29 protein-coding genes and 2 pseudogenes are annotated in these 26,152 nt (G+C 39.9%); 12 read left to right on the top strand and 19 right to left on the bottom strand.

Going from position 1 to position 26,152, the window contains the following annotated elements; all coding sequences use genetic code 11:
• The first annotated feature begins 80 nt into the window (after window positions 1-80).
• The gene (locus GKR92_11135) at window positions 81-893 is read left to right on the top strand and encodes an AAA domain-containing protein (GenBank protein ID QMU62217.1); all 813 of its coding nucleotides are present in this window, start codon (window positions 81-83) and stop codon (window positions 891-893) included.
• 116 nt (window positions 894-1,009) lie between these two features.
• Here GKR92_11135 and GKR92_11130 read toward each other — a convergent pair whose 3' ends face one another.
• Complete coding sequence (locus GKR92_11130; protein ID QMU62216.1) at window positions 1,010-1,873, bottom strand: hypothetical protein; 864 nt, start codon at window positions 1,871-1,873, stop codon at window positions 1,010-1,012.
• Between the two features lie 442 nt (window positions 1,874-2,315).
• Between GKR92_11130 and GKR92_11125 the strand changes: the two genes are divergently transcribed.
• Entirely contained in the window at window positions 2,316-2,633 is a 318-nt protein-coding gene (locus GKR92_11125) for a hypothetical protein (GenBank protein QMU62215.1), read from the top strand.
• 48 nt (window positions 2,634-2,681) lie between these two features.
• Here the strand turns inward: GKR92_11125 and GKR92_11120 are convergent, their stop codons facing one another.
• The 7 genes from GKR92_11120 to GKR92_11090 all read right to left on the bottom strand — a co-directional run bounded on the left by GKR92_11120 (window position 2,682) and on the right by GKR92_11090 (window position 6,747).
• Window positions 2,682-3,020: a transcriptional regulator gene (locus tag GKR92_11120; protein ID QMU62214.1), complete on the bottom strand. Its 339-nt coding sequence runs from the start codon at window positions 3,018-3,020 to the stop codon at window positions 2,682-2,684.
• A 20-nt stretch (window positions 3,021-3,040) separates the two neighbouring features.
• Window positions 3,041-3,583 (bottom strand): CAP domain-containing protein, encoded by a 543-nt coding sequence (locus GKR92_11115; protein QMU62213.1) that lies wholly within the window; start codon window positions 3,581-3,583, stop codon window positions 3,041-3,043.
• Window positions 3,583-4,413 (bottom strand): alpha/beta fold hydrolase, encoded by an 831-nt coding sequence (locus tag GKR92_11110; protein ID QMU62212.1) that lies wholly within the window; start codon window positions 4,411-4,413, stop codon window positions 3,583-3,585. The genes GKR92_11115 and GKR92_11110 overlap by 1 nt, the downstream gene beginning before the upstream one ends.
• A 582-nt stretch (window positions 4,414-4,995) precedes the next feature.
• Window positions 4,996-5,379 (bottom strand): hypothetical protein, encoded by a 384-nt coding sequence (locus GKR92_11105; GenBank protein ID QMU62211.1) that lies wholly within the window; start codon window positions 5,377-5,379, stop codon window positions 4,996-4,998.
• A 20-nt stretch (window positions 5,380-5,399) separates the two neighbouring features.
• A complete protein-coding gene (locus GKR92_11100) occupies window positions 5,400-6,002 on the bottom strand; it encodes a uracil-DNA glycosylase family protein (protein QMU62210.1) in 603 nt (200 codons plus the stop codon).
• 15 nt (window positions 6,003-6,017) lie between these two features.
• Window positions 6,018-6,359, bottom strand: a complete 342-nt coding sequence (locus GKR92_11095; protein QMU62209.1) for a hypothetical protein — start codon at window positions 6,357-6,359, stop codon at window positions 6,018-6,020.
• Window positions 6,360-6,501: 142 nt separating this feature from the next.
• Window positions 6,502-6,747 carry a hypothetical protein gene (locus GKR92_11090; protein QMU62208.1) on the bottom strand — a complete coding sequence of 82 codons (246 nt, stop codon included), beginning with the start codon at window positions 6,745-6,747 and terminating at the stop codon, window positions 6,502-6,504.
• Window positions 6,748-6,781: 34 nt separating this feature from the next.
• On the opposite strand from GKR92_11090, the gene GKR92_11085 reads away from it, so the two are divergent.
• The 3 genes and pseudogenes from GKR92_11085 (at window position 6,782) to GKR92_11075 (ending at window position 8,848) form a co-directional block, all read left to right on the top strand.
• A complete protein-coding gene (locus GKR92_11085) occupies window positions 6,782-7,111 on the top strand; it encodes a Rieske 2Fe-2S domain-containing protein (GenBank protein QMU62207.1) in 330 nt (109 codons plus the stop codon).
• A 167-nt stretch (window positions 7,112-7,278) separates the two neighbouring features.
• Window positions 7,279-7,926, top strand: a pseudogene (locus tag GKR92_11080) (DUF4126 family protein).
• 178 nt (window positions 7,927-8,104) lie between these two features.
• Window positions 8,105-8,848, top strand: coding sequence for a ferredoxin--NADP(+) reductase (locus GKR92_11075; GenBank protein QMU62206.1), 744 nt, complete (start codon window positions 8,105-8,107; stop codon window positions 8,846-8,848).
• A gap of 53 nt (window positions 8,849-8,901) precedes the next feature.
• On the opposite strand, the gene GKR92_11070 is transcribed toward GKR92_11075, so the two are convergent.
• Window positions 8,902-9,324 carry a hypothetical protein gene (locus GKR92_11070; GenBank protein QMU62205.1) on the bottom strand — a complete coding sequence of 141 codons (423 nt, stop codon included), beginning with the start codon at window positions 9,322-9,324 and terminating at the stop codon, window positions 8,902-8,904.
• 103 nt (window positions 9,325-9,427) lie between these two features.
• Here GKR92_11070 and GKR92_11065 point away from each other — a divergent pair, with 103 nt between their 5' ends.
• Complete coding sequence (locus GKR92_11065; protein ID QMU62204.1) at window positions 9,428-9,865, top strand: Rrf2 family transcriptional regulator; 438 nt, start codon at window positions 9,428-9,430, stop codon at window positions 9,863-9,865.
• Between the two features lie 32 nt (window positions 9,866-9,897).
• Here GKR92_11065 and GKR92_11060 read toward each other — a convergent pair whose 3' ends face one another.
• The 7 genes and pseudogenes from GKR92_11060 to GKR92_11030 all read right to left on the bottom strand — a co-directional run bounded on the left by GKR92_11060 (window position 9,898) and on the right by GKR92_11030 (window position 13,669).
• A complete protein-coding gene (locus GKR92_11060; GenBank protein ID QMU62203.1) occupies window positions 9,898-10,239 on the bottom strand; it encodes a DUF1330 domain-containing protein in 342 nt (113 codons plus the stop codon).
• A 15-nt stretch (window positions 10,240-10,254) separates the two neighbouring features.
• Window positions 10,255-10,887 (bottom strand): MBL fold metallo-hydrolase, encoded by a 633-nt coding sequence (locus tag GKR92_11055; GenBank protein ID QMU62202.1) that lies wholly within the window; start codon window positions 10,885-10,887, stop codon window positions 10,255-10,257.
• Between the two features lie 228 nt (window positions 10,888-11,115).
• Window positions 11,116-11,846: pseudogene (locus tag GKR92_11050) on the bottom strand (protein kinase).
• A 29-nt stretch (window positions 11,847-11,875) separates the two neighbouring features.
• Window positions 11,876-12,370, bottom strand: coding sequence for a histidine phosphatase family protein (locus GKR92_11045; protein QMU62201.1), 495 nt, complete (start codon window positions 12,368-12,370; stop codon window positions 11,876-11,878).
• A 66-nt stretch (window positions 12,371-12,436) separates the two neighbouring features.
• On the bottom strand, window positions 12,437-12,775 hold the full coding sequence (locus GKR92_11040; GenBank protein QMU62200.1) for a hypothetical protein: 339 nt from the start codon (window positions 12,773-12,775) through the stop codon (window positions 12,437-12,439).
• Window positions 12,727-13,008 (bottom strand): hypothetical protein, encoded by a 282-nt coding sequence (locus GKR92_11035; protein ID QMU62199.1) that lies wholly within the window; start codon window positions 13,006-13,008, stop codon window positions 12,727-12,729. The genes GKR92_11040 and GKR92_11035 overlap by 49 nt, the downstream gene beginning before the upstream one ends.
• Before the next feature lie 70 nt (window positions 13,009-13,078).
• Window positions 13,079-13,669: an SIS domain-containing protein gene (locus tag GKR92_11030; protein ID QMU62198.1), complete on the bottom strand. Its 591-nt coding sequence runs from the start codon at window positions 13,667-13,669 to the stop codon at window positions 13,079-13,081.
• Between the two features lie 190 nt (window positions 13,670-13,859).
• On the opposite strand from GKR92_11030, the gene GKR92_11025 reads away from it, so the two are divergent.
• Window positions 13,860-14,687 (top strand): alpha/beta fold hydrolase, encoded by an 828-nt coding sequence (locus tag GKR92_11025; GenBank protein QMU62197.1) that lies wholly within the window; start codon window positions 13,860-13,862, stop codon window positions 14,685-14,687.
• 2 nt (window positions 14,688-14,689) lie between these two features.
• Here GKR92_11025 and GKR92_11020 read toward each other — a convergent pair whose 3' ends face one another.
• Window positions 14,690-15,580: a 5-carboxymethyl-2-hydroxymuconate isomerase gene (locus GKR92_11020; protein ID QMU62196.1), complete on the bottom strand. Its 891-nt coding sequence runs from the start codon at window positions 15,578-15,580 to the stop codon at window positions 14,690-14,692.
• Window positions 15,581-15,717: 137 nt separating this feature from the next.
• Between GKR92_11020 and GKR92_11015 the strand changes: the two genes are divergently transcribed.
• From GKR92_11015 to GKR92_10995, 5 genes are all read left to right on the top strand, one after another.
• Complete coding sequence (locus tag GKR92_11015; GenBank protein QMU62195.1) at window positions 15,718-17,850, top strand: pyridine nucleotide-disulfide oxidoreductase; 2,133 nt, start codon at window positions 15,718-15,720, stop codon at window positions 17,848-17,850.
• A 24-nt stretch (window positions 17,851-17,874) separates the two neighbouring features.
• Entirely contained in the window at window positions 17,875-18,837 is a 963-nt protein-coding gene (locus GKR92_11010; protein ID QMU62194.1) for a radical SAM/Cys-rich domain protein, read from the top strand.
• 111 nt (window positions 18,838-18,948) lie between these two features.
• A complete protein-coding gene (locus tag GKR92_11005; protein QMU62193.1) occupies window positions 18,949-20,052 on the top strand; it encodes an efflux RND transporter periplasmic adaptor subunit in 1,104 nt (367 codons plus the stop codon).
• 52 nt (window positions 20,053-20,104) lie between these two features.
• Window positions 20,105-23,152, top strand: a complete 3,048-nt coding sequence (locus GKR92_11000; GenBank protein QMU62192.1) for an MMPL family transporter — start codon at window positions 20,105-20,107, stop codon at window positions 23,150-23,152.
• Between the two features lie 5 nt (window positions 23,153-23,157).
• On the top strand, window positions 23,158-24,207 hold the full coding sequence (locus tag GKR92_10995; protein ID QMU62191.1) for an AI-2E family transporter: 1,050 nt from the start codon (window positions 23,158-23,160) through the stop codon (window positions 24,205-24,207).
• 17 nt (window positions 24,208-24,224) lie between these two features.
• On the opposite strand, the gene GKR92_10990 is transcribed toward GKR92_10995, so the two are convergent.
• Entirely contained in the window at window positions 24,225-25,058 is an 834-nt protein-coding gene (locus tag GKR92_10990; protein QMU62190.1) for an SDR family oxidoreductase, read from the bottom strand.
• 58 nt (window positions 25,059-25,116) lie between these two features.
• Window positions 25,117-26,151: a peptidoglycan -binding protein gene (locus tag GKR92_10985; protein ID QMU62189.1), complete on the bottom strand. Its 1,035-nt coding sequence runs from the start codon at window positions 26,149-26,151 to the stop codon at window positions 25,117-25,119.
• Window position 26,152: the final 1 nt, after the last annotated feature.

Here is a 26,152-nt window from a genome sequence, read left to right as displayed (position 1 = left end):
ACCAACATCAATTGCTAGATGCTTGCGCCATAGTTTGATACCCAGTAGGGTCAAAATTACATCCTAATAGCTAAATTAAAATGCAAGCCAAGTCATACAAACCGGAAGAATATTTCGTAGAAGAAGAGCCTTATTACGAACCTGTAGGGGATGAAATTGCGGTGTTTGAAGCAGCGTATGCAAATCAACTACCCGTACTGCTAAAAGGGCCCACAGGCTGTGGCAAAACTCGTTTCATGGAATACATGGGCTGGAAAACCAAGCGCCCTCTTATTACCGTCTCTTGCCATGATGACCTTACCGCATCCGATCTGGTTGGCCGTTATCTAGTTACTGGTGGTGAAACGATATGGGTCGATGGCCCACTTGCACGTTCGGTACGAGCAGGAAGCATTTGTTATCTCGATGAAGTTGTCGAAGCGCGCAAAGACACTACTGTAGTTATCCATCCTCTATGTGATGATAGACGGGTATTACCGATGGAAAAACTTGGCGAATTGTTAGAAGCACCAAAAGAATTTTGTATGGCGATCTCCTACAACCCTGGCTATCAAAGTGTATTGAAAGATTTGAAACAAAGTACACGACAACGCTTTGTGGCATTGGAATTTGACTACCCCGGTTCCACCACCGAGCAAAAGATTGTAGAAAAGGAAACCGGAGTCGATGCAAATACTGCCAAACTTTTAGTAAAGTTTGCACAGATGACTCGTAACTTGAAAGGCAGTGGTTTAGATGAAGGTGCTAGCACACGCTTATTAGTACATGCAGGAAAATTAATTGTAACGGGTGTTAATCCTGTAACTGCATGCTCGAGCTGCATTTCCCAAGCACTTACTGATGATGCAGAGATGCTTACTGCAGTGAATGAATTAAGCTCTTCAGTCTTTTAATTTTTTCAGAGGATTGCCAATAAATAATTATTTGTAATGTTGCATTTATTTCCTATAAACAATAACGCGGCTTAACTGTCGCGTTTTAAATTAATCTTTTATAGAAATAAATAGCACTACAAAACACCCCATGTAGTCATAATCGTTGCCTCGAATCCTGCCACCCCATCTTCATCTACATCAATTTGCACCACACCTCCTGCCATCGCAGTCATAGTAATGCTTGATGTGTCACCCGTAATGACCAACACACCACCTGTAGGAGGCGAAGTATCATCAAGCTCGACAAAATATTTATCAATCTCAACAGCACCTACATCATATAAGTTCTCCATACCTGAGAATGGTGTTGCAGGAGTCTGTGCTGTTACAGTACCTGCAAACTCAGTACTCGCAACTAGAAGTGCTGCTGCAGGATTGACATTCACAGTGTACATAGCAGGATTAGTTGTGACATTCATTGCAGTTGATACAATATTCGCATTCTCAATTGATGCACATTCCCCACCGCTACCCGCAAAAGTAAGAATGCTATTGGTTGCTGTAGAAGTAAGATCTACACCTGCTGCTGCGAAAGCAACAGTTGCTGTCGTATCCCCATCAGCGGCTGCATCAATATTTCCATCAGTAACTCTTAAGTTATCTGAACTTCCTGTTATAACGAAGTCCCAATCATTAGCGCTCGCAACATTACCCGCTTCCCCTGCAACCAGTTCATTGATAGTCGTATACGATCCAGTGAAATTCCCATTAATTGTAGTACCCGTATCCACACAATTAGCAAAATCTACCGAGAGTTGATCACCCATCGATATCGGATTTAAACCTGTTAACGCAACTGTGGATAACCCGCCCACATTGTCACATGGAATACTAATTGGATTAGAAGCCAACACTTGATTATTTAAAATTATTAAATCACTTCCTGCATTAGCAAATGCCAAGATGATTTGGATGGCACCTTTTACTTCACTTACCACTGCCTCAGCATTAGCTGCGGTTATGGCAACTGCATTAGTTGGAAGTACGCAGCTTGCAGGGTCTATAAAACCACTGCTGAGACTGAGCCCCCATCACCGCCCCCACCACCGCTTCCACAAGAGAATAGAAATGTAGATAGAAAAATCGTTGATAACCCATTTTTTAAAGATCGCATTAACCCCTCCTTAATTGATCCTTGCAGATATAAATATTACCTAAGTGCGAGATATTATTCTACTCAGCAAAGAATATAAGCATTCTCAATTTTTTGTCTCAACTTCATTAAGTTAACTCAAGAAATAAACTTACATAAATAATGGGATTAATAAATTCAACATAAATATCTAAATAAATTTATACCAATCATTTGCTTGAAATAGAATCATCCATGCTACAAAATTTATACATACAAATTTTTACTTATTAATTATAAGGAACAACATGTCAAACGATATAACAAGTAGAAAAGGTGAAGTAGTTGGCCAATGGGACGGAGAAGATGTAAATGATCTAATGAAAGAATTAGGGCGCATTAAGAAAGAACTTAAAGGTGATCGCGTTGAACATACTGGTGTACCTCATAAAGATCAGTTTCATGAAGACTTTGTAGGTTTTACTGCTTATGTAATGTGGGCAGTTGATAAAAAGGACCAGTGCTTAACTGGATCCGGAGCAAACCGCATTGAACCTGTTGCACAAATTCGTGAATTTTATGCAAATGATATTGCTAAAGATGCGGCGGGACGCGCACGCGATTGATTAAGTACTTTTATGTTTGCTGGATAAAATCCGGCAAACATAATGCTTCTAGTTTAATTTCAATCCTGAGATTAATTGATCAAGGGGTGAGGGAGCCTCCACTTTACCCACAATGGTTTCATCAAGCGAAACCTCTCCCGCTTTAACATGCGGCCATAGTTCTTCTAATAACTTAAGCACCATCAACATCCCCTGCCTTTCTTTTTCATCTTCTTTATTTAGTGCAGCTACTTGAGAATGAAGCGAACTAATATGCTTTAGAAATACATCTGCCTGCCCTTGTACATCTAAATCTTGAAACTCTTGCTTGAAATCAACGTGGACCTCTCGATCTTCTGAATTATCAAAAGTAACAATTCTAAATTTTAACGGCCCTTCGATTTCCATTTCTTTCCAACAGTAATTATTTATTTAGGTGTTGCGTAGACTTGTGTCCAGTATCGATTTACTTGAGCAACACCGGTTTGTGTGTAATCTGCAGACATTATATTGCTACAATGTCCAGGACTACTCAACCAATCTTCGATAACTTGCCCGATACTGTTTTGATTATGCGCAATGTTTTCACCCACTGCACGCCAGGAATAGTCCACACTACTCATACGCTCCACCAAGGTATCGCCATTCGAACTAGCGTGGTCTAGAAATTGATGCTCAAACATATCATTTGAATGATTATAAGCCGCATGATTTAAAACATTATTTAGACTTAACTGTGGGGCAGCAGGGAAAAAACGTTGCCCACAATGCCTGCCCTCTGAACGAGCAAGATTCACTTGATTAAGAAACTGAATATGAAAATTTGTAGATTGAAATGAATCGTTTTTATTAACGGTAAAAGTTTTGCTAATTTTTTCTGTTTCAGGCGAACCCGAGGATACGCAACTCGCACTAACTACTATAAATAAAATAGGTGAAAAGTGCTTGAAATGCATAAATGCTCTTAACATTAGATTGTGTATAGATCGATTAATATGGTTTTCAACAGCTCTCCGTCCTTAGTGCTCAAACCATGTAAACTTTTAATCTGATAGGTTTTACTTCTACCCCGCAAAGCAAAAACTTCATTCATATCTTGACTGTGACTAGGTACAACAAAATCTTGCAGATGATCTTTAGAGTCTTCGCGTACTATAGAATAGTAACGCGCTTGCGGGTGTTCTTGATAGTTTAACCATCCAATCAAATTATCAGTACGATTCGGACTTAAATCAAAAAACAACCCTTGCGATCGGTAAATTTTTTCGACTCCAGGCAGACTGTCCACCCAAACTAATACATTCTCTGAAACAGTTTGTGCCAGTGCAGCATTTTTTGTGCCTAAATGTGGACTTGCAATGGTAATTAAAGCACTAAGATTAAGTTGTGAATTTTGCACCATGTATAAACGGGCAACGATTCCACCTGCAGAATGACCGATGAGAATAATTTGTTCGTCAGTGTGTCTGTGTTGAACAAACTTTACATATTGATCAAGTCGCTTTGCCTGTTTATCAATGGATTGCTCGCTAGGCAGCTCTAGACTGTATAAACGACGCAAGTTGGTGGGTACTTGCTTACTTGGCTTACTTGACTGAACCCTATCGTCTTCTATATTTAATACGCCAGCGTTTTTCCAGCCCATGGAATCTAACTGACCGACAATTCCAGAGCGCTGCCATTCCTGACTAGAACCCAAATATCCATGCAACAATAAAATTGTATCTGCGTAGACAGCTGTTGGAACAGAAAATAGTGCTAAATATATCAACAAACTAAAAAAAGTTACGCGCTGTTTCATATGCGAGACAAAGATAAGGTAGTTATTATTGGATGATTACTTTGAGTGATCTTAATCAAGCAAGTTCCCTATTAAACATACCCAACAACTTAAAATTTCATACAAACATAAAAAAGCCGGCCGTGATGTTTCCATCATGGCCGGCTTAGAAAACTATCCGTGTTTGTAGTTTCTTCCTTAAATTAAATTCTTAATCCAAAGATACATGCTACCTATAGCTACTTTAGAATATAGTAGGCAATAGAACGATTAGCGACATAAAAACGATAAGTCCGGTCGTTTCCAACCATAACGTAGTATCGAAGTCACCCAACCTTGTAGATTTGATAGCACTATTATTTTCAGTAGTTAAAAACTTATAAGGGTTGTGATAAATCGAATTAGTGTCTGCTCGGTTTATTTTACTAAAAAAGTTATCCATAACATTGTCCTCAAATTGGTATAAATCTTTATTGAGGATAATAGTACTTTATATATTAGAGTTTAATAATATTCCAATATAGATAGATTCTTATAATTAGTGTAACGTATTGTTTTATATATATATTTTTTTATATTCTCAGATGAACGGTATGCTCATTATCATGAATACATTGGGTGCCCTTTATTCAACCTGACCCACCCTCTCACAAAGCGATAGATCCACCACACAATCGTTACGCCCAACATCGGATATCCAATTGGCATACCGATTATTGTGAAGATAAGAATACCAGCTAAGGTTGACCATAATAAACCCCACCAAAATGTTCTGATCTGCCAACGAAAGTGACTCTCGAGAATTGAACCTTTTACATCACTTCTTTTAAAATAATTAATAATCACACCGATAACGGGCGTGAAACCGACAAAAGCGATCGCTTGTAAAAGATAAACTAAAGTCGTGATGTCTTTAAAGTTTTCATAGTTTTCAATTCCCGTGCTAAGAATTTGCGTATGCTCAACTTGTGTATCATTTTCTGACATGCATAACTCCTGAATCGAAATTAATCTCTTATTACATTGCTCACTTGTTTGCGCAAATGCGGAATAGTCTTACTCTCAAACCAACTATTTTTCTTAAGCCAAAGTGTATTTCTTGGAGAAGGGTGTGGTAGTGGGAAATATTTAGGCGCAAATTTTTTCCAATTAGTAACTGTTTCGGTCACTGTACCACTGTTGTAGTGCTTCGATTCACTCAAGTAATAGTTTTGTGCATATTGTCCAATAAGTAACGTTAACTTTATATTTGGCAAATGTTTTAGTAATTTTTCATGCCATAACTCTGAACATTCTTTTCTTGGTGGCAAATCACCTGATTTACCCTTGCCCGGATAACATAGCCCCATCGGAATAATCGCAATCTTTGCCTGATTATAAAATATTTCATCATCAATACCCATCCACTCTCGCAAACGTTTACCACTTGGATCATTCCAGGGAATTCCACTTTCGTGCACTTTTGTACCAGGCGCTTGACCAATAATTAATATTCTTGCGCGACGTTTAGCACGTACGATAGGGTTTGGCCCAAGCGGTAAGTCAGGCTCACATACGCGGCAAGCACGCACTTCTATCAGTAACTTATCTAATTTAGTAATGGCTACCATAAAGCAATTAGCAGACTACTCTTTCTTTCCCCGCACCCTCTTAGGACGAATGCGATATGCGCTTATAACTTGCATAATTTTTGAGTATGGGAAGTTTTCAATACTTTGAAATATTTTTTCTGCATCTGAAATGACCGAGTCAATATTTTTAACTCTGTCTTGTGTTTTGCTATTTAGCTGGCCTTGCAATCCTAATAGGCCACCATTTTGAATTTTTATTTCCTGCGCATGGCCCAATTCTTTTACATCAAGACGTTGCAAAACAAAGCGTGCATTGTCATGCAGGTGAGTTATAAGCTGAGAACAACGATCAAGATTTTTTTTCGAGGTGCAAGCCACACCTTCACGGTCTGCCAAGTTAAAACGTTGCGATTTATTGCAATTACATATACGTGAATTAATGGATTTCTCAAACACGCAGCGATTGGGATTTATATTAGAATATGTTTCTTTATAGTGCTTCTCGTCCATATATAGTCACTATTAATGCGGCGATGAATTATTTTTCCCACTCGCGAAGTATAGGAGCATCACGTGATGCACTAGAACTTAAGCGTTGCTCTGCCTCAAACTCATCTTCTGCAAATATCATTTTAAGTGTAGTACGACTATCCTTATCAAATTCGGTGCGCTTCTCTCTAATTACCTTCTTTGCTTGTTTGTATTCATCATATTTATCAATACACTCCAAGTTTTTTATCGCGCCTGTAGAACCCGAAGTGATTTTATATATAAAGTACAGCATGATTTAACTTTCTTTGTAAAACTAGTCTAAAAAAATGGATAAAGAATTTACTTTCGTTGACATTGCATCTGTAAATGATTTGCTACCAGGTAATACCAAAAAATTTACGACAAATAGTGGTGACATCTTACTGGCCAATGTTGATGGCAAAATATATGCCGTTGATGATATGTGCACACATGAAGATTCCTCTTTATCGCTAGGTTGTCTCAAAGGTGAACTCGTATATTGCACCTTACATGGCAGTCGCTTCAATATTCGTACTGGTGAACCCATGGAAGAACCTGCGACTGAAGCTCTGCAACGCTATGAAGTCCGTATTCTAAATAATCGTATAGAAGTGTCTCTAGAATCCATAAAATAACGTATTCCTAAAAAAGCTATATGGGGTCAGTGTAAACGAATTTCAATATAAACCTTGTAAAATTTACCTTTTTTAGCCACAAAATTTTACGTTAAGCTGCTGTTTTTCCAGGCACTAATCTATATCTTAGTGGTCTTATACATACCATTAACTTGTTACAATTAACTATGGAAGAGTATTCAACACTAATTCAAACCATCGCTCTCACCATGGGTGTAGCTTGGGCAAGCGGCATAAATCTATATGGCACTCTGCTCGCCTTGGGCATCATGTCCAACACAGGTTATGTAGATCTACCCGTCGATTTACAAATTGTTGGCGACCCATTAGTGATTGCAGCGGCTGCACTTATGTATGGCGTGGAATTTTTTGCAGACAAAGTGCCTGGCGTTGATACAGGCTGGGACACTTTACATACCTTTGTACGCATACCAGCAGGTGCATTACTTGCCGCAGGAGCAATTGGTGATGTAACACCCGCAGCAGAAATGGCAGCCGCTATTGTTGGCGGCAGTTTAGCTGCGGGCACACATTTTACTAAAGCAGGCAGTCGAGTATTGATAAATACCTCACCCGAACCTGTATCCAACTGAGCAGCTTCTATCACAGAAGACATTGCAGTGTTCGTGGGATTATGGGCTGCAATTGCACATCCTTATGTATTCATTGGATTACTTATAGCGTTTATTTTGTTAATGATTTGGTTATTGCCAAAACTGTGGCGCGGTATCAAGCGAGTGCTGCAATTCTTTATTAATCTATTTAGTGGCAAATCAGATAGCTCCACCGACACAAATCTTCCAGTAAGCAAATAATCTTTGTAACACCGCTAGGACTATTAGGAGTACTAGTGGTGACCAGCATTGATCAAGCTTGTAGCACTGTGTATTCCTAACCACACCTAGACATGGATAGTTGCTTTTTACCAACCCCGCCTCTATGTTGCGGACACACATTAATTTTACTGAGCATAGAAATAAGTAATTGGCCCAAATGAGTAATTGGATTGAAGGAAAAGTTGTAGAAAATAAGCATTGGACAGATTTGCTTTATTCTCTGCACATTGAGGCGGAAATTGATCCCTTTATAGCGGGTCAGTACGGACGTCTTGGATTAGAAATCGATGATCAAATTGTTGGGCGCCCCTATTCATTTGTAAATGCACCGCATGAACCCTTACTCGAATTTTATTCCATCAAAGTATCTGATGGCCCTCTTTCGCCGAAACTTGCTAAATTAGAGGTCGGCGATTCTATTTACATTGATAAACGTGTAAATGGCTTTTTTACTTTAAATGAAGTGCCCGAAGGCCGTGACATGTGGATGCTTGCAACAGGTACTGCATTAGGACCTTTTTTATCGATTCTAAATTCTAAAGAAGTGTGGGAGCGGTTTGAAAATATTGTGCTCGTACATGCAGTACGTTTTAAAAATGAGTTAACGTATCAGGACACATCAGCAGATCTTAAATATCAATATAAGGATCGTTTTCAATTCATCCCATTTGTAAGTCGCGAGAAAGTCGACTTTACATTACCGGGTCGCATCCCTGCTGCTATTGAAAGTGGTCAACTGGAAGAGAAAGCAAACATGAATTTTACAGCCGAACACTCTCAAGTGATGGTGTGCGGTAACCCCGATATGTTAATAGACACTCGCAATGCGTTAAAAGAAAAAGGTCTTAAGAAAAACCTACGCCGCAGTCCAGGACAAATTACGACTGAATCATATTGGTAAATACATGGGAGACCTATAGGGATGCAGGAACAGTTTTCTGCCGATACAAACCATTAATTTCCAGATAATTCCTTTTCCTTTGCAATAAAAACATCTGCAAGAAAGGTATACGCTTCAGCCCATGCGTCTACAATTTTCTTCTCTAGCGCATCGCCCAATACATCCTGCATAGCCGCTAATAGTAACTGACCTACAATTGGATAATGCTCAGGCAACACTTTAGCGTTAACATGTTTTTTTGAAATTACCGCAATAGCAGGTGCTAGCTGTTCTATTTCATCAATATTTTGTGCATACGCTAACACGGCACCCGCCAATCGTTCAGCTTGACCATTTCTTGTGTTCGCAAATAAAGCCTTAAGATCTGGCTGTTCTTCCGCCATACGCTCATACATTCTAGTGGTGATCTCAACGCCATACTCTTGTAACGTAGGAGCAGTCGCTTTAACAATTTCTTTAGTACTTTCGCTTAACATAATGTAATTTCCTATAACATCTATTTTATTTAGATGTTATACTATCGCTATACTAAATCTTATGTCAACTATTTCTAATTACTAACTACCAGGCAAACCCACTATGCGCCTTACACAATTCACTGATTACTCTTTGCGTGTATTAATTTACCTTGCATTGCGACCAAAAGAGCGCACCACTATCGACCAGCTCACTAATGCCTATGATGTTTCAAGACACCATATTCGTTCTGTCGTTCATCATCTGGCCAAGCTGGGTTATATAGATTCCACCCAAGGCAAAGGAGGCGGAGTAACACTGGCGTTTGAACCCGCGCAAATTTCAATTCGAGAAATTGTAGAAAATACCGAAAATGATTTTTATATCGTGGAGTGTTTCAATCCTGATGGAAATTTTTGTCCGATAGAACCATCATGTGTTTTGAAACAAGCTTTATCCGAAGCTTCAAAAAGTTTTTTGAAAACGTTAGAGGGGTATACGATAGAAGATTTGATTAGGAATAAGAAAACACAACTGAGTGGGTTGTTAGAAATTACTTGATGTCTGCTTACGGCCAATAGCGGACATAACACTTAGACTGGTTCCCACTTAGACATATCCACTGCATTAACTGCAAATGTGAAATTGGGTGCAGTATTTTCTATGCGAAGATGTTTAATGGCTTGATATTCTTCTGAGTACCAAAAACCTTTTAAGTGTTCCATTGAAGGAAACTTAAATAGTGTGAATTTGGCATTTTCTTTCCAATCACCTTCAAGAAAATCCATAAACTGATCGCTTTCGCCTGCAACAAGTAACTCACCTTGATATTTATCTAGAATTGGATGCGCAGCTTCACCATAAGGAATGATCGATCCATGTCCTTCTGGCATAAATGAACTACATACTAAATAGGCTGCTAACTTTTCAGACATTTTTATTTTCCTCTATTAACTACGAAGATTCTTAATTGAATCACCGATTGTGGAAATCCATTCGTTTTGTGTAACTTCACCATAGGCAACATCACCGACAAATCCGCTACTTATAACAACATCGGGACTTAGTTCCCTAAGTTTTACAAGACTATCGGCAAGTGCTGCCTCGGAACCGCCATAACTAGATAAGACAAACGTTGCCCAATTACCATTGGATTTAAAGAGTGTGTCACCGGTAAACAAATACGACTTCCCATGCGGTGAATCGTAATAGAAGCAAACACTCCCATCTGTGTGTCCAGGTGTGTGGATGATTTGTATATCTTCTAGAGTGGTATCTGTGGGATTGAACGCCAGGTCTACAGAGGTAATTTTTTCTGCAAAGGGGACTTCAAGCTTTCCCGTACCAAGTTTGGAGTTGAATCGCTTTTTAATCTCTGCCAAGGATGCGCCTACTTCATCTCGGTGCGTTAAAAGTTGATAACTAATGTCACCAAGTTCATCCATTTGAGCTAGATCTTTGGCCGCTCCTGTATTGTAGAACAACACATTACCTTGCTCGCGCTGTAAAAAATAGGCATGCGTATTCAATATGCCGGAAGAATATCGCTCGCTTTGCCATAAATCATCGTAAAGCTGTTTCATTTATATATGACCTCTATACGACTGACATTCTTACTAACGAACAAACTATTCCGCATTCCTTGAGTAGATTCGTAACAGGGAAAATGTCCGCTTTGGGTCGTTAGCGGACATTCTAGCAAGAAAGAATTTAATCTGTTGCGTCATCCTTGACGCTTCTCGTATGCGTACGGTCGCTCCCGACATCCTGTCTCACGCGACACTTGTGCATCCTGCACATCGTCCATGTACTTACCAATCCATACTCTCTATATGTCTGCGAAGTTGACCTGCCGTTTTAAACTTCTTTAATATTAAATTCGATTTTAAGCCACAACAAATGTATTTAATCGCATCCGGGTGTTTAGCATAGTGTTTTGCCCCCCCAATGACTCATGGAACACTTGAATTAAGGTCAAAATATCAAACCTTCTGCTTTCACGTTTGGACTCTTTTGCTGAGAATAAATCGACTAGCTTTAGGTCAAATTCCAGCCCAAATTTATTTACGATGACGTTGTCAGAATGCAGATCACCATGATATTCATTCAAACTATGAATACATTCGATACCTTTAGTTAACGCATATAGAAGATGCAATGCTTGAAATGGGGTTAAACGCTTTCCGGGAAATGACTTTATAAATTCTGAAAGTAGCTGCCCTTCTACATATTCTGATATTAGGACTGTTACCGGTATTCTTTTGAAGACAAAGCTTTCTTTGGTGTGATACTGAATAAGTATTTGACACTGTCTAAGCTTATGAAGTTTTTGTGCGTTAAATTTTACTGCGCGATCTTTTTCATTGCGATTAGGGTAAAAAAACTTAGCAGCACGTTCAATACCAGTACTGATTTCGCGAATTTTATATACCTCGCCCTCAAAACCTCCACCCAGTTTGGAAAGAATTTCATATTTCTTAGCGATGATGCGCCCTGCTGGTAGATTAAATTCAGTAAATTTAGGTTTTATCGGTCGTGGCATTTTTAATATTCATTATTATTATTTTTACACTATCGTTTTTTAGGGTAATCGAAATCTAACAGCTCACCAGAATGCTCAGATATAGCCTCCCAAGAATTCGAGTTAAACTGAATTTGAGCAATCGAACAGGTCGGCATGTTATCTATTCTAGCGTCACTAAGATAGTTACATAGAACCGTAAAGCCAGGATTATGGCCCACCAACATCACGCTATTTACACTAGTATCCAAGGAGAACACACGATCTATTAATGCATCTATATCTGCATTATAAATTTCAGCGTCCTGCACAATTTTCTGGGCACTATACCCAATTTCATTTGCGATGATTTCTGCAGTCGTGATCGCCCTGATGGCAGGACTGGCAATAATAGTATCCACTGCATAACCTGCATCGGCAAGACGCCTACCCATTTCTGGAGCATCTTTTAGACCTCGATCATTTAAAGCACGGTCGTAGTCGCTTAAACCTGCTTGATCCCAGCTTGATTTAGCATGACGCACCAACGTTAATACATGCTGCATTATTTATTCTTCCTATAACCATTAATTGCAAAATACACTATCGTTTAAACATTTCTATGAGCACTTTTAAAGAGTGTGTAATTGCCCTAATAGCTCGTCTTTTAGGTTTTGTTGTGCAGGCATATCACCCAGCCAGATACCAAATAATGCAGAAGAAAACTCTTTACTTTCAATAACCCCAAGTTTAGAACCATTTTTTGAAACATGGGTTACATTATGAGGAATAAAAGCAAACTCAAATTCATCACCTTTTTTAATCGGCTGTTCAAGCCATGATAGAAATGTTTTCATTTCGTTCTCAATTGGCGCCGTGTTGCCTTGAGTGGATTTCTCAAACCCTTCGCGCGTGGCCTTTATCATTTTTTTCGAGGTGATTTTTGAAGAGTGATATGTAAGCGCATGCATGAAGCTTGTGCCATCTCAAGAAACTGACTTGCATTACTTACCTGCTCTTGAACATAAAGTGACGCAACATAGAGCTTAATAAAAAGTTTTTTTCGAGCACCGAAACCATTTAATTGAAGTTTTTGATCAGCACAAGTGATGGTTGGGGTAACTACAACCTTTCCTGAGTCTGCGGCAATGGATAAGCTTGGTACTAGTAATAACGCGAGCAAAAAGATAATTTTATGGGCCATAACACACCTACCTGCTTTGCATTAGATAAGAATATCGTAGCACGAACAATCCTGAATTTTATAACGACAACTAGGCTGAATTACGCGCTTTTTTTCCTAAATAACCGCCATGATGACGCTTACCAAAGTCCTCCGAAGTAAAGCCCTTTAATTCCATTAATAACAAAGCTAAAGCATCACTTATGGCTAGCATAGCTGCCATACTTGAGGTTGGAGTAAGTTCAAACTGACAAGCTTCTTTAATAGTACCCATGTCTAGTACCACATCACTCAATTCACGTAACTCTGAATCAGGATGCGAAGTGATTCCGATTACCGTATGCAAACCAAGTTCACGACCCGCTGCCAAGGTGTCCAATACTTCTTTTGTTTTTCCACTGGTAGAAAACGCCACAATGGCATCGTTCTCTTCAATAATACCCAAATCTCCGTGTGCTGCTTCACCAGGGTGAACGAATGAAGCGGGCGTTCCAGTTGAACACAGTGTAGCCGAAAACTTATGCGCAATATGACCTGCTTTGCCCATCCCTGTAGTCAGCACTTTGCCTTTACAACCTTGTAATAATTTCAACGCACGTTCGAATTCATCGCTGACTGGAATAGATGTAATGGTCTTTGCTTCTTGAGCAAAGATTTCACTGACTCGCTGTTTAATATTCATCGAATTTACAATTTGATTAGCTTAAAATTAAAAATATATCATTAAAAAATCATAGCCTATCTAACTACCAATAAAACTATACCACTCATGACTCATATAGCTAAGTAGGTCATTCCGGATAGTATGTTCCCATCAATCAATAAGGTAGTATGCAGACCATTCTGAAGACGATAAAAAATATTAGTAGTTTATGTTTATTAAAATTTTACTAGCCGTCGCACTCTTTTATATAGCCGCTATGATAGCAATTTATTTTGCACAGGCACTATTTATCTATGCGCCACAAATGCCGACAAGAGCATTAGTCGCAACCCCCGCAGATATTGGCCTTGAATTTGAAGATCTAGCTTTACAAACAATAGACAACGAAAAGATTAATGCTTGGTATATTCCTACATCTAAACCGAGTACAGAAACTATAAAAACAGTACTTTTCTTTCATGGAAATGCAGGCAATATTTCACATCGTTTAGAAACCATTAAAATCTATAACAATCTAGGATTTAACTTTTTAATTTTTGATTACCGAGGCTTTGGTATTAGCACGGGCAAACCAAGTGAACAAGGCACCTACCTAGATGCAGATGCGGTTTGGAAATATCTAATTGAGGAACGAAAATTAGAATCAACAGATATCATTATTGCAGGCCGGTCTTTAGGTGGAGGTGTTGCTGCTGAACTAGCAAAAAAAGTACACCCAGCCTTGTTAATTTTGGAATCTACCTTTACTTCAATGACCGAAGTGTCCGCAAAACATTATCCATTTATGCCAACCGGTTTGATTGTAAAACATGAATATGAAACCAACTTAAAACTCAAAGATATTCATTGCCCCATTATATTTGTACACAGTAAAAATGATGAGGTTATTCCATACGAACACAGCCAGAGAAATTATGCAGCAGCCAATGAACCAAAGCAGTTCATTGAATTACGTGGTGGTCATGGTAGTGGTTTTTTACTTTCGAAAAACGATTATGTAAATGGACTGCACCGCGCATTGAATGAAATGCTATAGATTTATTTAGCCACTATGGGATTAGAAATTTTTCCTATCCTTTCGATCTCACACTCCACCACATCACCTGGCATTAAATATTCAGGTGGATTACGCACATAACCCACACCACTAGGTGTGCCGGTTGCGATGATATCTCCAGGCTCAAGCTCCATACCTTGAGATAACGTTTCAATTACACTGGCTACATCAAAGATTTGATATTTTGTATTGGAGTCTTGTTTTAGCTCGTTATTTACACGACTTTTCAGATCCAGTACTTGTGGATTAGGTATTTCATCTGCAGTAACAATCCATGGGCCCATTGGACATGCCCCGGTAAAACTCTTGCCTACAAAAAATTGCTTACGCCTCTTTTGAGTATCCCGTGCCGAGACATCATTTATAATGCTGTAGCCAAAAACATGATCCATTGCATGAGATTTTGGGATTTTTAGCCCAGCCTTGCCAATAATTACGGCTAACTCCACCTCCCAATCCATCTTGTCTGATACATCTAAATCCACCGGTATATCCGCGAAGGGACCATTCATACTCGAAGCGGCTTTGGTAAATACAATAGGGTATTTAGGTAATTTTGGAGCTTCTAAAGCCTTCCCCGCAGTTTCTGCTACATGCTCGGTATAGTTCCAGCCTAAGCACATTATATTTTGTCGTGGCCTGGGAATAGGCGATATTAGTTCTACTTTAGATAGCGCTATCCACTGATCAGGACCCGCTTGCTCTACTATATTTCTCAATGCCTGTAAGGATTCTGGCCCAGCATCGATCAACTCTAGCATGCTGTTAATGTCATCTGACCATTCCTTAATCATTGCAGGGAAAATAACAGAATTATCTTGCACTACCGCAAGATGAACTTGATCATTGTATTTACATGTAGCGATATGCATCTTCTAGATACTTTAGAATAGTTTGAATAAATATATATTTTACGGAAGCAATTGTAATCACATCCACATAAATGAATCTAGTTATATCAGATCTTTATAAAAATACTTATAGCGGGTTTAGCCAAGGCATCTAAAAAATGAAAAAAATAATATTAGTATCTGCGATTATTGCCTTAGTAGTTAGTTTTTTTGTTTTTGATTTACACCAGTATTTAGACTTTGCGTATATCAAATCCAAACAACAAGCTATTGCTGCTTATTATCAAGCCAACCCGCTGCAAAGTATTATGATTTTCTTTGTAGTGTATGTTCTAGCTACAAGTTTTTCTATTCCTGGCGCAAGCATTCTATCGTTACTTGCTGGCGCAGTATTTGGTTTATTGCTAGGAAGTGTACTAGTGATTTTTGCAGCCACCATTGGTGCCACCATCGCTTTTTGGTTAGCACGTTATTTATTAGGCAATACAATTCAAGAACGTTATGCAGATAAATTAAAAACAATCAACGCTGGCGTGGAAAAAGACGGCGCTTTTTATTTGCTTACTTTACGACTGTTACCCATCTTCCCATTTTTCATCATCAACGTATTAATGGGGCTCACTCCTATACGGACCATCACATATGTAGTCACCAGCTTTTTTGGAATGCTAGCTGGAACAATGATTTATGTAAATGTTGGTACGCAACTGGCCAATCTAGAATCAGTAAGCGGAATACTAACTCCTAAGATATGGGGCGCTTTCATACTGCTAGCGATATTCCCATGGATAGCCAAGTTTATTATCAACTCTATTAAACATAGACGCATCTATGCAGGTTTCAACAAGCCTAAAAGTTTCGACTATAACCTAGCAGTTATTGGCGCAGGCTCTGCTGGATTAGTTTCTTCTTATATCGCAGCCGCCGTTAAAGCCAAAGTAGTCCTTATAGAAAAACATAAGATGGGTGGCGACTGCTTAAATACAGGATGTGTTCCCTCAAAAGCATTGATCCGCTCCGCTAAATTCATTTCACAAGTTAATCGTGCTGAAAAGTATGGATTCAAAAACGCTAAAGTCGATTTTGATTTTAAAGATGTTATGAATCGAGTTCATGGTGTAATCAAAGATATTGAGCCGCATGATTCAGTGGAACGTTACACAAGTTTAGGTGTGGAATGCATACAAGGTGAAGCAAAGCTAAAAGACCCTTGGACTGTAGAAGTGGATGGCAAAACATTAACCAGTAAAAATGTAATTTTGGCAACGGGTGCTGAGCCCTTTGTACCCCCCATTCCTGGTTTGGATAAAGTTAACTATTACACTTCAGATACCATTTGGAATTTACAAGAATTACCCAAGAAGATGACAGTACTCGGTGGCGGACCAATTGGATGCGAGCTTGCACAATGTTTCGCACGCTTGGGCGCAGAAGTAACTTTGGTAGAAATGGCGCCGAGAATAATGTTAATGGAAGACCCCGAAATTGCAGAAATGGTTGAAAATAGTCTGGTCGCTGATGGTGTTACGCTGTTAACTAATCATACTGCCAGCAGTATTAAGGGGGCAGATACGCTTGTCTGCACTAGTGATGATAATGGCGATAGCAATGAGATATTAGTTTCATTTGATGCATTGATGGTCGCAGTGGGTCGCAAAGCCAGAGGCTCTGATGTTTGGAAAGAGAATTTAAATATTGAACTACGTAAAAATGGAACCTTAGAGGCCAACGAATTCTTACAAACAAATTATCCCAACATATATGCTTGCGGAGATGTTACTGGCCCATACCAACTCACTCACACTGCTGCACACCAAGCTTGGTACACCAGTGTTAATTCTTTGTTTGGAACCTTCAAGAAGTTTCGTGTCGATTATTCCGTAATTCCATGGTGCGCCTTCACGGAGCCTGAAGTAGCCCATGTAGGATTAAATGAAACTCAGGCAAAAGATCAAAATATTGAATATGAAGTATCACGTTATGATTTAGCTGAACTAGATCGCGCAGTTGCTGATGAAGAAGCGCATGGCGTAGTTAAAGTGCTTACCAAGCCAGGAAAAGATAAAATTTTAGGCGCTACCATTGTTGGTGACCATGCAGGTGATATAATCAGTGAATATGTTACTGCAATGAAACACGGTCTAGGATTAAATAAAATCCTCGGTACAATTCATATTTATCCAACACTGGCTGAAGCCAATAAATATGCTGCAGGCGAATGGAAACGTGCCCATGCACCAGAAGGCTTATTAAACTGGGTTGAAAAATTCCATGCCTATATGCGCAAATAAACACAACTATTAAAAAAAACTACCATGCATGAAACCATACACTTACTAGAAAAAACAGATTTTCCTAAAATTTATCGCAGCAAAATTGAAACGCTGCAAGTAAATTTAGGATATCTATGCAACCAAAGCTGCACACATTGTCATGTAGATGCTGGACCCAATCGCACAGAAATGATGACTGCGGAAAATATCAATACTGTAGCCGATTATATGCAAGCGCAAGATATCAGTACCGTGGATCTAACGGGTGGCGCACCAGAATTACATTCGCAATTTAGAGAATTAGTAAAAATTGCGCGCAGCCAATCAGTACATGTTATTGACCGCTGCAACTTAACGATACTTGAAGAACCAAATCAGGAAGATCTAGCAGAATTTTTAGCCGAGCATGAAGTAGAAATAGTGGCTTCACTGCCATGCTACTTAGAAGAAAACGTCGACAAGCAACGTGGTAAAGGTGTTTTTGGAAAAAGTATTCGTGGCTTACAAGAGCTCAATAAACTTGGTTACGGCAAAGGCAATAACAATCTAAAACTTACCTTAGTGTATAACCCACAGGGTCCTCAATTACCGCCCTCACAAGAATCTCTACAAAAAGATTACACCAAGTTTCTAGCAGAAAAGTATGGCATCAGCTTCGATCACTTATTTACCATCACCAATATGCCGATTAAAAGATTTGGCAGCATGCTAGTAAGTAAAGGTAAATTTGACGAATATATGCAGCTGCTGCGTGATGCTTACAGTGTAGACAACCTGCAATCTCTAATGTGCCGTTCGACAATCAGTGTCGATTGGCAAGGATTTGTATATGACTGCGATTTTAATCAGATGCTCGGCATGTCATTGCCACACAATGACAAAATTCGCACGCACTTATCTGAAATTATGAACTCAAATCTTGAAAAAAATGAAATCTCTATCGCCAACCATTGTTACGGTTGCACGGCTGGTCAAGGTAGTAGTTGTGGTGGGGCCTTAAATTAGTACAAGAGTATTTGTACAAACTATTCCCCTTACAATCCCCCTAGGTTTTTAAACGGAATTATATTCAACTTACTCTGAAATCAGAGTTAGTCTTCATATACAATTAAATTCATGACTCGCTTACTATTTTTCTTATTCGCTGTCTGCTGTATTTCCATATCCATTGCAGAAGAACCAAAACCTAAAGCTGAACCCAAAACTAAACCCGAAACGGAACAAAAAAGACCTGGCCGACCTGCTGCAATTGTAGTTACTGAAAAAGCGGTACAGCAAAATATTGCGCCTACAGCATTATTTAGCGCCACCGTAATCAGCCGTGATGATGCAAATTTATCTGCAGAGCTGGCTGGACGCATCACTTGGGTGGCTGAAGTCGGTGACCGAATTAAGACAGGTGATCCGGTTGTAAAACTCGATGACATATTCATCCAACAGCAAGTCATTGAAGAACAATCTACCATCCAAAGTGAAAAAGCTAAGTTTGATTTACACTCTAAAGAAGTGAAACGTTTTACCGAATTACTTGAACATAATAATGTTGCTCGCAGTCAATTGGATCAGGCAATTTCTGATCAGGCGGTTGCACGTAGCAATATGGCATCTTCCCGAGCCAGATTAGCTCAAGCTAAAGAACGTTTACGTCGCACCAGCATCGTCGCGCCATTTGATGGCATTGTATCTGAACGGCTCTTACAAACTGGAGAATGGGCCAATAACGGTACTACGGTGGTTCGCCTGGTAAGTGCTAGTAATCTTGAAATACAAACCCACATACCTGCTAGTAGTTTGCGTTTTATTACGATCGGAGCATTCCTTAATTACGTAAACGGCTCTAATAGCGGCATAGGTAAAGTTCGTGCGCTTGTTCCCATTGGTGGTGATACTTCACGTTTATATGAATTACGTATTACGACCGAAGATGAATCGCTGATTGCTGGAAAATTATTACGAGTGGCCATACCAACAGAACATGAGCGTGAAGCCATTCTAGTTCCTCGCGATGCGCTTGTACTACGCAGGGAAGGCGTATATGTATTCCGAGTTATAAAAGACTCTATTGCTGAGCGCATTCAAGTAGAAACCGGTATAGCAGATTTAAATCGCATTGAAGTCATTGGCGGAATACAAGCGAATGACCTAGTTATCACTCGTGGTGGCGAAAACCTTCGCCCAGGTATGACGGTCACAGTAAAACCGATGCAAACGGGTTCATAGTTAACAATTCTTGTGACTTCTACTATGACGCCCCTACCATGACATTCCTGTTATGACATTTTTGAGACCTGCGCTTGATAATCCAGTCGCAACGTTAGTTGCATGCCTATTGGTTAGCATTTTTGGAATACTCGCGCTTGCACAACTTCCTATTCAGCTAACACCAGAAGTCGAACAACCTGAGATTGTAGTCACTACCAATTGGCGTGCTGCAGCACCGGAAGAAGTCGAATCTGAAATAATTGAATCGCAAGAAAAACAATTACGCGGTTTACCAGGCATGAAAGAGTTACTTTCAGAAGCCAGTAATGGCAGTGGGAAAATCACTATTACGTTCGAAGTCGATTTTGATTTAAATCGCGCGCTTATTGAAGTGATTAATCGTCTTAACCGTGTGCCTAGTTATCCAGAAGATGCAGATGAGCCAGTGCTCAGTACTGCGGGGGGGCGAGGACGACCGATTGCCTGGTTTATTATTAAACCCAATGAAGGTAACACCCGTCCGATTGAAACCTATAAAGACTTTGTAGAAGAAGTGGTACAGACACGTTTTGAACGTGTTGAAGGTGTAGCCCTTTCGGAAGTGCGCGGCGGACATGAATATGAAGTGCGCATTACGGTAGATCCTTATAAAGCTGCAGGTCTAGGCGTAGATTTACCGAATGCCGCAAGACTGGCAGGTGGAAATGACGACGTATCCGGAGGAACTGCTAATGTTGGCAAACGTCGTTACACATTACGTTATACCGGTGCACTTACTCCTCAGCAGCTAAGCGAGCTCCACCTGGAATGGCGTGACGGAAAAGCCATTCAATTGCGCGATATTGCAAATATAGAAGTGCGCACGGTAGATCGAAATAATTTTGTAATCACAAAAGGTGATCAATCTATCGCCGTAAATGCCTATCGTGAAGCCGGCGTTAATGTACTTGAAACGATGAGCGATATTCAAGCAGCTGTAGCAGATATCGAAGCAGGCCCGTTTAAACGTGCAAATTTAAATATTGAACAGGTATATGACGAAACCGTTTACATTGATAGCGCAATTGAACTGTTACGTAACAATTTAGGGTTAGGGATTATACTTGCGGTAATCATTCTTTGGTGGTTTTTAAGAAAACTACGCGCCACCTTAATCGTCACCCTTACAATACCTTTGTGTTTACTCGTTACCTTTATGGTGATGCGCGCTACGGGTCGCACTATGAATGTAATTTCACTTGCGGGTATGGCATTTGCAGTCGGCATGGTGATGGATGCTGCGATTATTGTGCTAGAAAATATAGTACGTATGCGTGAACGCGGAATGTCTGCTTTGCAAGCCGCTTTGGAAGGTACACAACAAGTATGGCCTGCTCTACTTGCTTCTACACTCACTACAGTGGCAATATTTTTACCCATCATCTTTTTAAAAGATCAAAGTGGTCAATTATTTTCCGATCTTGCAGTAGCGATCTCTGCCGCTATTGGGACTTCATTAGTGGTCGCCTGCATTGTAATTCCCACTGCAATGTATAAATTCACTGCCAATATTGAGTTAGAAGACTTACACACCTCATGGTGGGATCGCGCAACTGCTTTCATTATGAATATCACCAAATCTCCTGCACAACGTGCATTTTGGATTTTTGGCTTAATTGGAATTTCAGCTGCTATAACGTATGCAGCTTTTCCTAAAACTGATTACTTGCCAACTGGTAATCGAAATTTAGTTTTTGGTATTGTGATTCCACCACCTGGTGTAAACATTGACCATATAGAAAAAGAAATGGGTGATGTGATTGCTGCACGCATGCAACCTTATATTGACGGCACTAAAGAACCTAAGATTAAGCATTACTTTTTTGTTGCCAGCGCTGGTTCTATCTTTTTAGGAGCGCGCGCTGCTAATGCCGATAAAGATCAAGTTGATCAAACATTAAACGTAGTGCGTAACGCAGTATCTGGCTTCCCAGATACTTTTGCGATTGTACAAAAAGCGTCGTTGTTTAGCGGCGTGGGCGGGCGCACTGAAATTGATATCAATATTCAAGGTAACGATATCGATAGTTTATTGCGCGCAGCACAAATTGGATTCATTACCATACCGCAAGTTTTTGGGCCCAAAACACGTGCACGCCCACGACCAGGTCTACAATTAGCCGAACCAGAATTGCAACTGAACCCCAAAGAAGATCGTTTAGTAGAAGCAGGATGGGATCGCGCCACTATGGCAAATGTTACTCGCCTACTAGGACAAGGATTGTTTGTAGGAGAATACTTTAACGGCGAAGAAAAACTCGACATCATTGCCCGTGTAGAGCCATGGCACACACCCGAAGAGCTTGCGGCCATACCACTGCATACACCTAACAGTGGTGTTTTACCTGTTAGCGAGTTGGTAGATATCACTCGCACTGCCGGACCTGATCGAATTCGACGCTTAGATCGACGCCGCACCGTGACACTCGAATTACGCCCACCACAAGACATGCCATTAGAAATCGCGTTAACAAAAATACAAGAAGAAATAATTCCCTTAATGGAACAGCAACTCCCTGAAGATGGCGAAATTCGTCTTAGTGGTTCTGCTGACAACCTTAAAACTGCGATTAAGAGTTTTGTTGGTAGTTTTATTTTAGCCGTAGTTATTTTGTATTTGTTAATCAGCGCACTATTTCGATCTTTCATTGATAGCTTACTAGTAATTCTAGCTTTGCCATTAGCAACGGTAGGCGGCGTGCTGATGTTACGTTTTCTAGGTTTACCTGCAGACTTACTTACTATGCTGGGTTTCATTATTTTATTGGGATTAGTGGTAAACAATGCTATCTTACTTGTGCATCAAGCACGTATTGCGGAACGCGAAGGCAAAACACGTCGCGAGGCTGTACGAGAGTCAGTGCGTATACGCTTACGACCGATACTTATGAGCACCCTGACCAGTATTTTTGGAATGTTGCCGTTGCTAGTGATACCAGGTGCGGGCACAGAACTTTATAAAGGTCTCGCTGGCGTAATTGTTGGCGGAATGTTTATTAGTACCGTCTTTACACTGATTTTATTGCCCAGTTTGCTACAACTAGGGCACGCTGAAAAAGAAACTCAAACTGCTATTTAAAATACATTGTTTTGATAAAACACATCTTCTTTTTTACTCTACTAGTCGCCGCCAGTCTGGCATTTATATTTTTACTCAAGCCTTTCTTTGAACCCATTTTATGGGCTGCTACTTTTGCAATATTATTTTCCTCACTACATAAATTTATTTTAAATAAATTCAAAGGAAAACATTCTTTAAGCGCGTTCATAACACTATTATTAATATTATTCACAGTAGTCGTTCCCGCTACCACTCTATCTATTGCTGTAGTCAATGAAGGTACCGATTTATATAGCGATATTCGCGATGGTGTTTATGATTTCTCCAAACCACTAGCGTGGATTCAAAAAAGCTTACCTATCGTCAGTGATTCATTAAACAAAGTAGGTATAGATTTTGAAAAGCTTAAAGCAGGCTTTTCAGACACCGCATTAAATTCTAGTCAATGGGTAGCCACCAACCTATTAAACATTGGTCAAAATGCTTTAACGTTTACTGCTTTATTTTTGTTAATGCTCTACCTGTTATTTTTCTTCTTGCGAGACGGAGATAAAATAGTTGAGCTCATTATTCGTGTTTTACCGATTGGTGATGAAGCTGAGCGTCATCTATTATCTAAATTTGCTGAAGTATCACGCGCCACTATAAAAGGCACGCTCGTTGTAGGCGTTATTCAAGGCACCCTTGGCGGTATTATGTTTGCCCTATTGGGAATTGAGTCTGCCGTGTTTTGGGGGGTTGTGATGATAGGGTTATCTATATTACCTGCTGTGGGCTCTGCTTTAGTTTGGGGGCCAGCAGCATTGATTTTTCTAGCGAATGGGCATTGGATAAAAGCATTAATTTTATTCGGTGTAGGCGCTTTAATCATCGGCATGATCGATAATGTTTTGCGCCCAATACTGATTGGGCGAGATACTAAAATGCCTGACTATTTGATTTTACTCAGCACACTAGGCGGGCTAGGATTATTCGGTTTATCAGGCTTTGTCATTGGTCCGGTGATTGCAGCATTCTTCTTAGCAGTTTGGGTAATGTTTGAAACTGAATATCATCCAGATTCTATAAAATAAATTTTTAGATTAATTATTTATTCGCTTTTTTGGCTTGATTGTTTTTTTTCGGTTAGGCCCATATTAAACAAAGCTGAACCAGAAAGATTCATGCCACCATCACAGACAATTTGTGAACCAGTAATGTAAGCCGCCATAGGCGAAGACAAAAATACTGCTGCCTGCCCAATCTCCTCAGGCAACCCTAATCGTTTAAGCGGAATTGATTGCAACAACATGTGTTTTTGTTTTTCATCCGTAAGACGTTTCACACCCTCAGTTCCCTCAATAGGTCCGGGCACAACCGTATTTACACGTATTCCGTAGTGACCCCACTCCAACGCTAGATTCTTAGCCAAGTTTTCCACACCTGCCTTTGCGGCACCCGCATGAGCCTGATGAGAATAAGGAACATACGCTTGCCCCGCCGAAACCATTAACACACAACCTTTGGTTTCTTTAAGTTGCTCAAACGCAGCACGACATGCGTTGAATGAACCGTTTAGATCAATATCAACAATGGTGCGAAATGCATTAGCGCTCATTTCATTTGCTGGGCATAAAAAATTTCCTGCTGCACCACACACTAAATCAGTAATCGGCCCTAATGATCCTTGTATTTCATCACAGGCATCTTGCAAAGCATCGTAATCGCGTACATCTGCAACCACTGCATGGGCTTTTACACCTAATGCTTCTAATTCACCTTTTGCATCATCAAGCTTTTCTTCGTTACGACCACAGATAGCCACTTTAGCACCCACAGCTGCAAAACTTTTTGCAATACCAAGATTGATGCCACTGCCTCCTCCTGTGATAAATACAGTTCGATTTGCAAAGGCTTCGCGCGGGTAGTACTCAGAAATATCCATATGAATTTCTTATGTGTATAAAACTCAATTCAGTATCGCAGTGATGAATTCAGTTAATTTATCTGGACGTAAGCTTAATCTCAATCCTTCTATTCTTAGTATAGGCTTCTTCGTTAGTCTCATCATCTAAAGGGTGAAATTCACCAAACCCGGTTGCCGCCAGTCGTTTAGCGGGCACATTTTGGGCAACCATATATCTAACGATGGCCAATGCGCGAGCTGTCGATAGCTCCCAGTTAGAAGGATATTCTTTGGTATTAATAGATCTTTTATCGGTGTGTCCATCTATGCGCACAACCCATTCAATATCATCTGGAATATTTGTGGCTACACTATTTAGAGTTTCAGATAATTTCTTTACTTGTGTTTTTCCTTTTTCACCTAAATCAGCTGAACCACTTTCAAATAACAATTCTGATTGCAGTACGAAACGATCTCCCACCACTTGAATATCTGGATTCTCTCCCAACACCTCACGTAATCGACCAAAAAAATCAGATCGATAGCGCGCTAATTCTTGTGCTTTTTCAGCTAATGCAACATTTAAGCGTTCAGCGAGGCTTTCAATACTTGCAGTTTCTGCATCTAACTCAAGCCCTAATGCTTTTGACACCGTACTTAATTGCTCACGCAAGGCTTTAACTTGTCGATTTAGAAGCTCAACTTGGGCAAGCGACTTTTCAGAAACCTCTTTTTCGGCACGCAAGTTTGCATCATTTTCATGTAACTTGGTTACAAAATTTGCCACATCTTTTTCTAACTGTTCACGCATTTCCATAAGCAGCTCAACATCTGCTTGCAGTAATTCGTTATTTCTAGTCTTTACGGATAGCTGTGATTTTAAATCCCCTACTGTTTCTTGAAGCTCTTTACTAGTCGATTTCTCCAGCGCGAGAAGATCGGCAAGCTGTGCTACTTGTCTATCAAGAGTAACTAAGGTTTTTTCTTTGCCACTTAACGTTTCGGTCAAGTACAGTTGACCTACCGCGAAAATTAATAATAAAAATATTATTACCATTAATAACGCTGCTAAAGCATCAACAAATCCTGGCCAGATATTTACTGTCCGCCGTGTAGAGATCCCATACTGCATA

It is taken from the genome of Gammaproteobacteria bacterium, from assembly GCA_014075255.1.
GTDB lineage: Bacteria > Pseudomonadota > Gammaproteobacteria > UBA4575 > UBA4575 > JABDMD01.
This window is presented reverse-complemented; position numbering and strand designations above follow the sequence as displayed.

What these genes read in the sequence shown, in the direction of transcription:
- GKR92_11135 (QMU62217.1), top strand. Translation starts at nt 81, where the DNA reads ATGCAAGCCAAGTCATACAAACCGGAAGAATATTTCGTAGAAGAAGAG.
- GKR92_11125 (QMU62215.1), top strand. Translation starts at nt 2,316, where the DNA reads ATGTCAAACGATATAACAAGTAGAAAAGGTGAAGTAGTTGGCCAATGG.
- GKR92_11120 (QMU62214.1), bottom strand. Translation starts at nt 3,020, where the DNA reads ATGGAAATCGAAGGGCCGTTAAAATTTAGAATTGTTACTTTTGATAAT.
- GKR92_11115 (QMU62213.1), bottom strand. Translation starts at nt 3,583, where the DNA reads ATGTTAAGAGCATTTATGCATTTCAAGCACTTTTCACCTATTTTATTT.
- GKR92_11110 (QMU62212.1), bottom strand. Translation starts at nt 4,413, where the DNA reads ATGAAACAGCGCGTAACTTTTTTTAGTTTGTTGATATATTTAGCACTA.
- GKR92_11105 (QMU62211.1), bottom strand. Translation starts at nt 5,379, where the DNA reads ATGTCAGAAAATGATACACAAGTTGAGCATACGCAAATTCTTAGCACG.
- GKR92_11100 (QMU62210.1), bottom strand. Translation starts at nt 6,002, where the DNA reads ATGGTAGCCATTACTAAATTAGATAAGTTACTGATAGAAGTGCGTGCT.
- GKR92_11090 (QMU62208.1), bottom strand. Translation starts at nt 6,747, where the DNA reads ATGCTGTACTTTATATATAAAATCACTTCGGGTTCTACAGGCGCGATA.
- GKR92_11085 (QMU62207.1), top strand. Translation starts at nt 6,782, where the DNA reads ATGGATAAAGAATTTACTTTCGTTGACATTGCATCTGTAAATGATTTG.
- GKR92_11075 (QMU62206.1), top strand. Translation starts at nt 8,105, where the DNA reads ATGAGTAATTGGATTGAAGGAAAAGTTGTAGAAAATAAGCATTGGACA.
- GKR92_11070 (QMU62205.1), bottom strand. Translation starts at nt 9,324, where the DNA reads ATGTTAAGCGAAAGTACTAAAGAAATTGTTAAAGCGACTGCTCCTACG.
- GKR92_11065 (QMU62204.1), top strand. Translation starts at nt 9,428, where the DNA reads ATGCGCCTTACACAATTCACTGATTACTCTTTGCGTGTATTAATTTAC.
- GKR92_11060 (QMU62203.1), bottom strand. Translation starts at nt 10,239, where the DNA reads ATGTCTGAAAAGTTAGCAGCCTATTTAGTATGTAGTTCATTTATGCCA.
- GKR92_11055 (QMU62202.1), bottom strand. Translation starts at nt 10,887, where the DNA reads ATGAAACAGCTTTACGATGATTTATGGCAAAGCGAGCGATATTCTTCC.
- GKR92_11045 (QMU62201.1), bottom strand. Translation starts at nt 12,370, where the DNA reads ATGCAGCATGTATTAACGTTGGTGCGTCATGCTAAATCAAGCTGGGAT.
- GKR92_11040 (QMU62200.1), bottom strand. Translation starts at nt 12,775, where the DNA reads ATGCATGCGCTTACATATCACTCTTCAAAAATCACCTCGAAAAAAATG.
- GKR92_11035 (QMU62199.1), bottom strand. Translation starts at nt 13,008, where the DNA reads ATGGCCCATAAAATTATCTTTTTGCTCGCGTTATTACTAGTACCAAGC.
- GKR92_11030 (QMU62198.1), bottom strand. Translation starts at nt 13,669, where the DNA reads ATGAATATTAAACAGCGAGTCAGTGAAATCTTTGCTCAAGAAGCAAAG.
- GKR92_11025 (QMU62197.1), top strand. Translation starts at nt 13,860, where the DNA reads ATGTTTATTAAAATTTTACTAGCCGTCGCACTCTTTTATATAGCCGCT.
- GKR92_11020 (QMU62196.1), bottom strand. Translation starts at nt 15,580, where the DNA reads ATGCATATCGCTACATGTAAATACAATGATCAAGTTCATCTTGCGGTA.
- GKR92_11015 (QMU62195.1), top strand. Translation starts at nt 15,718, where the DNA reads ATGAAAAAAATAATATTAGTATCTGCGATTATTGCCTTAGTAGTTAGT.
- GKR92_11010 (QMU62194.1), top strand. Translation starts at nt 17,875, where the DNA reads ATGCATGAAACCATACACTTACTAGAAAAAACAGATTTTCCTAAAATT.
- GKR92_11005 (QMU62193.1), top strand. Translation starts at nt 18,949, where the DNA reads ATGACTCGCTTACTATTTTTCTTATTCGCTGTCTGCTGTATTTCCATA.
- GKR92_11000 (QMU62192.1), top strand. Translation starts at nt 20,105, where the DNA reads ATGACATTTTTGAGACCTGCGCTTGATAATCCAGTCGCAACGTTAGTT.
- GKR92_10990 (QMU62190.1), bottom strand. Translation starts at nt 25,058, where the DNA reads ATGGATATTTCTGAGTACTACCCGCGCGAAGCCTTTGCAAATCGAACT.
- GKR92_10985 (QMU62189.1), bottom strand. Translation starts at nt 26,151, where the DNA reads ATGCAGTATGGGATCTCTACACGGCGGACAGTAAATATCTGGCCAGGA.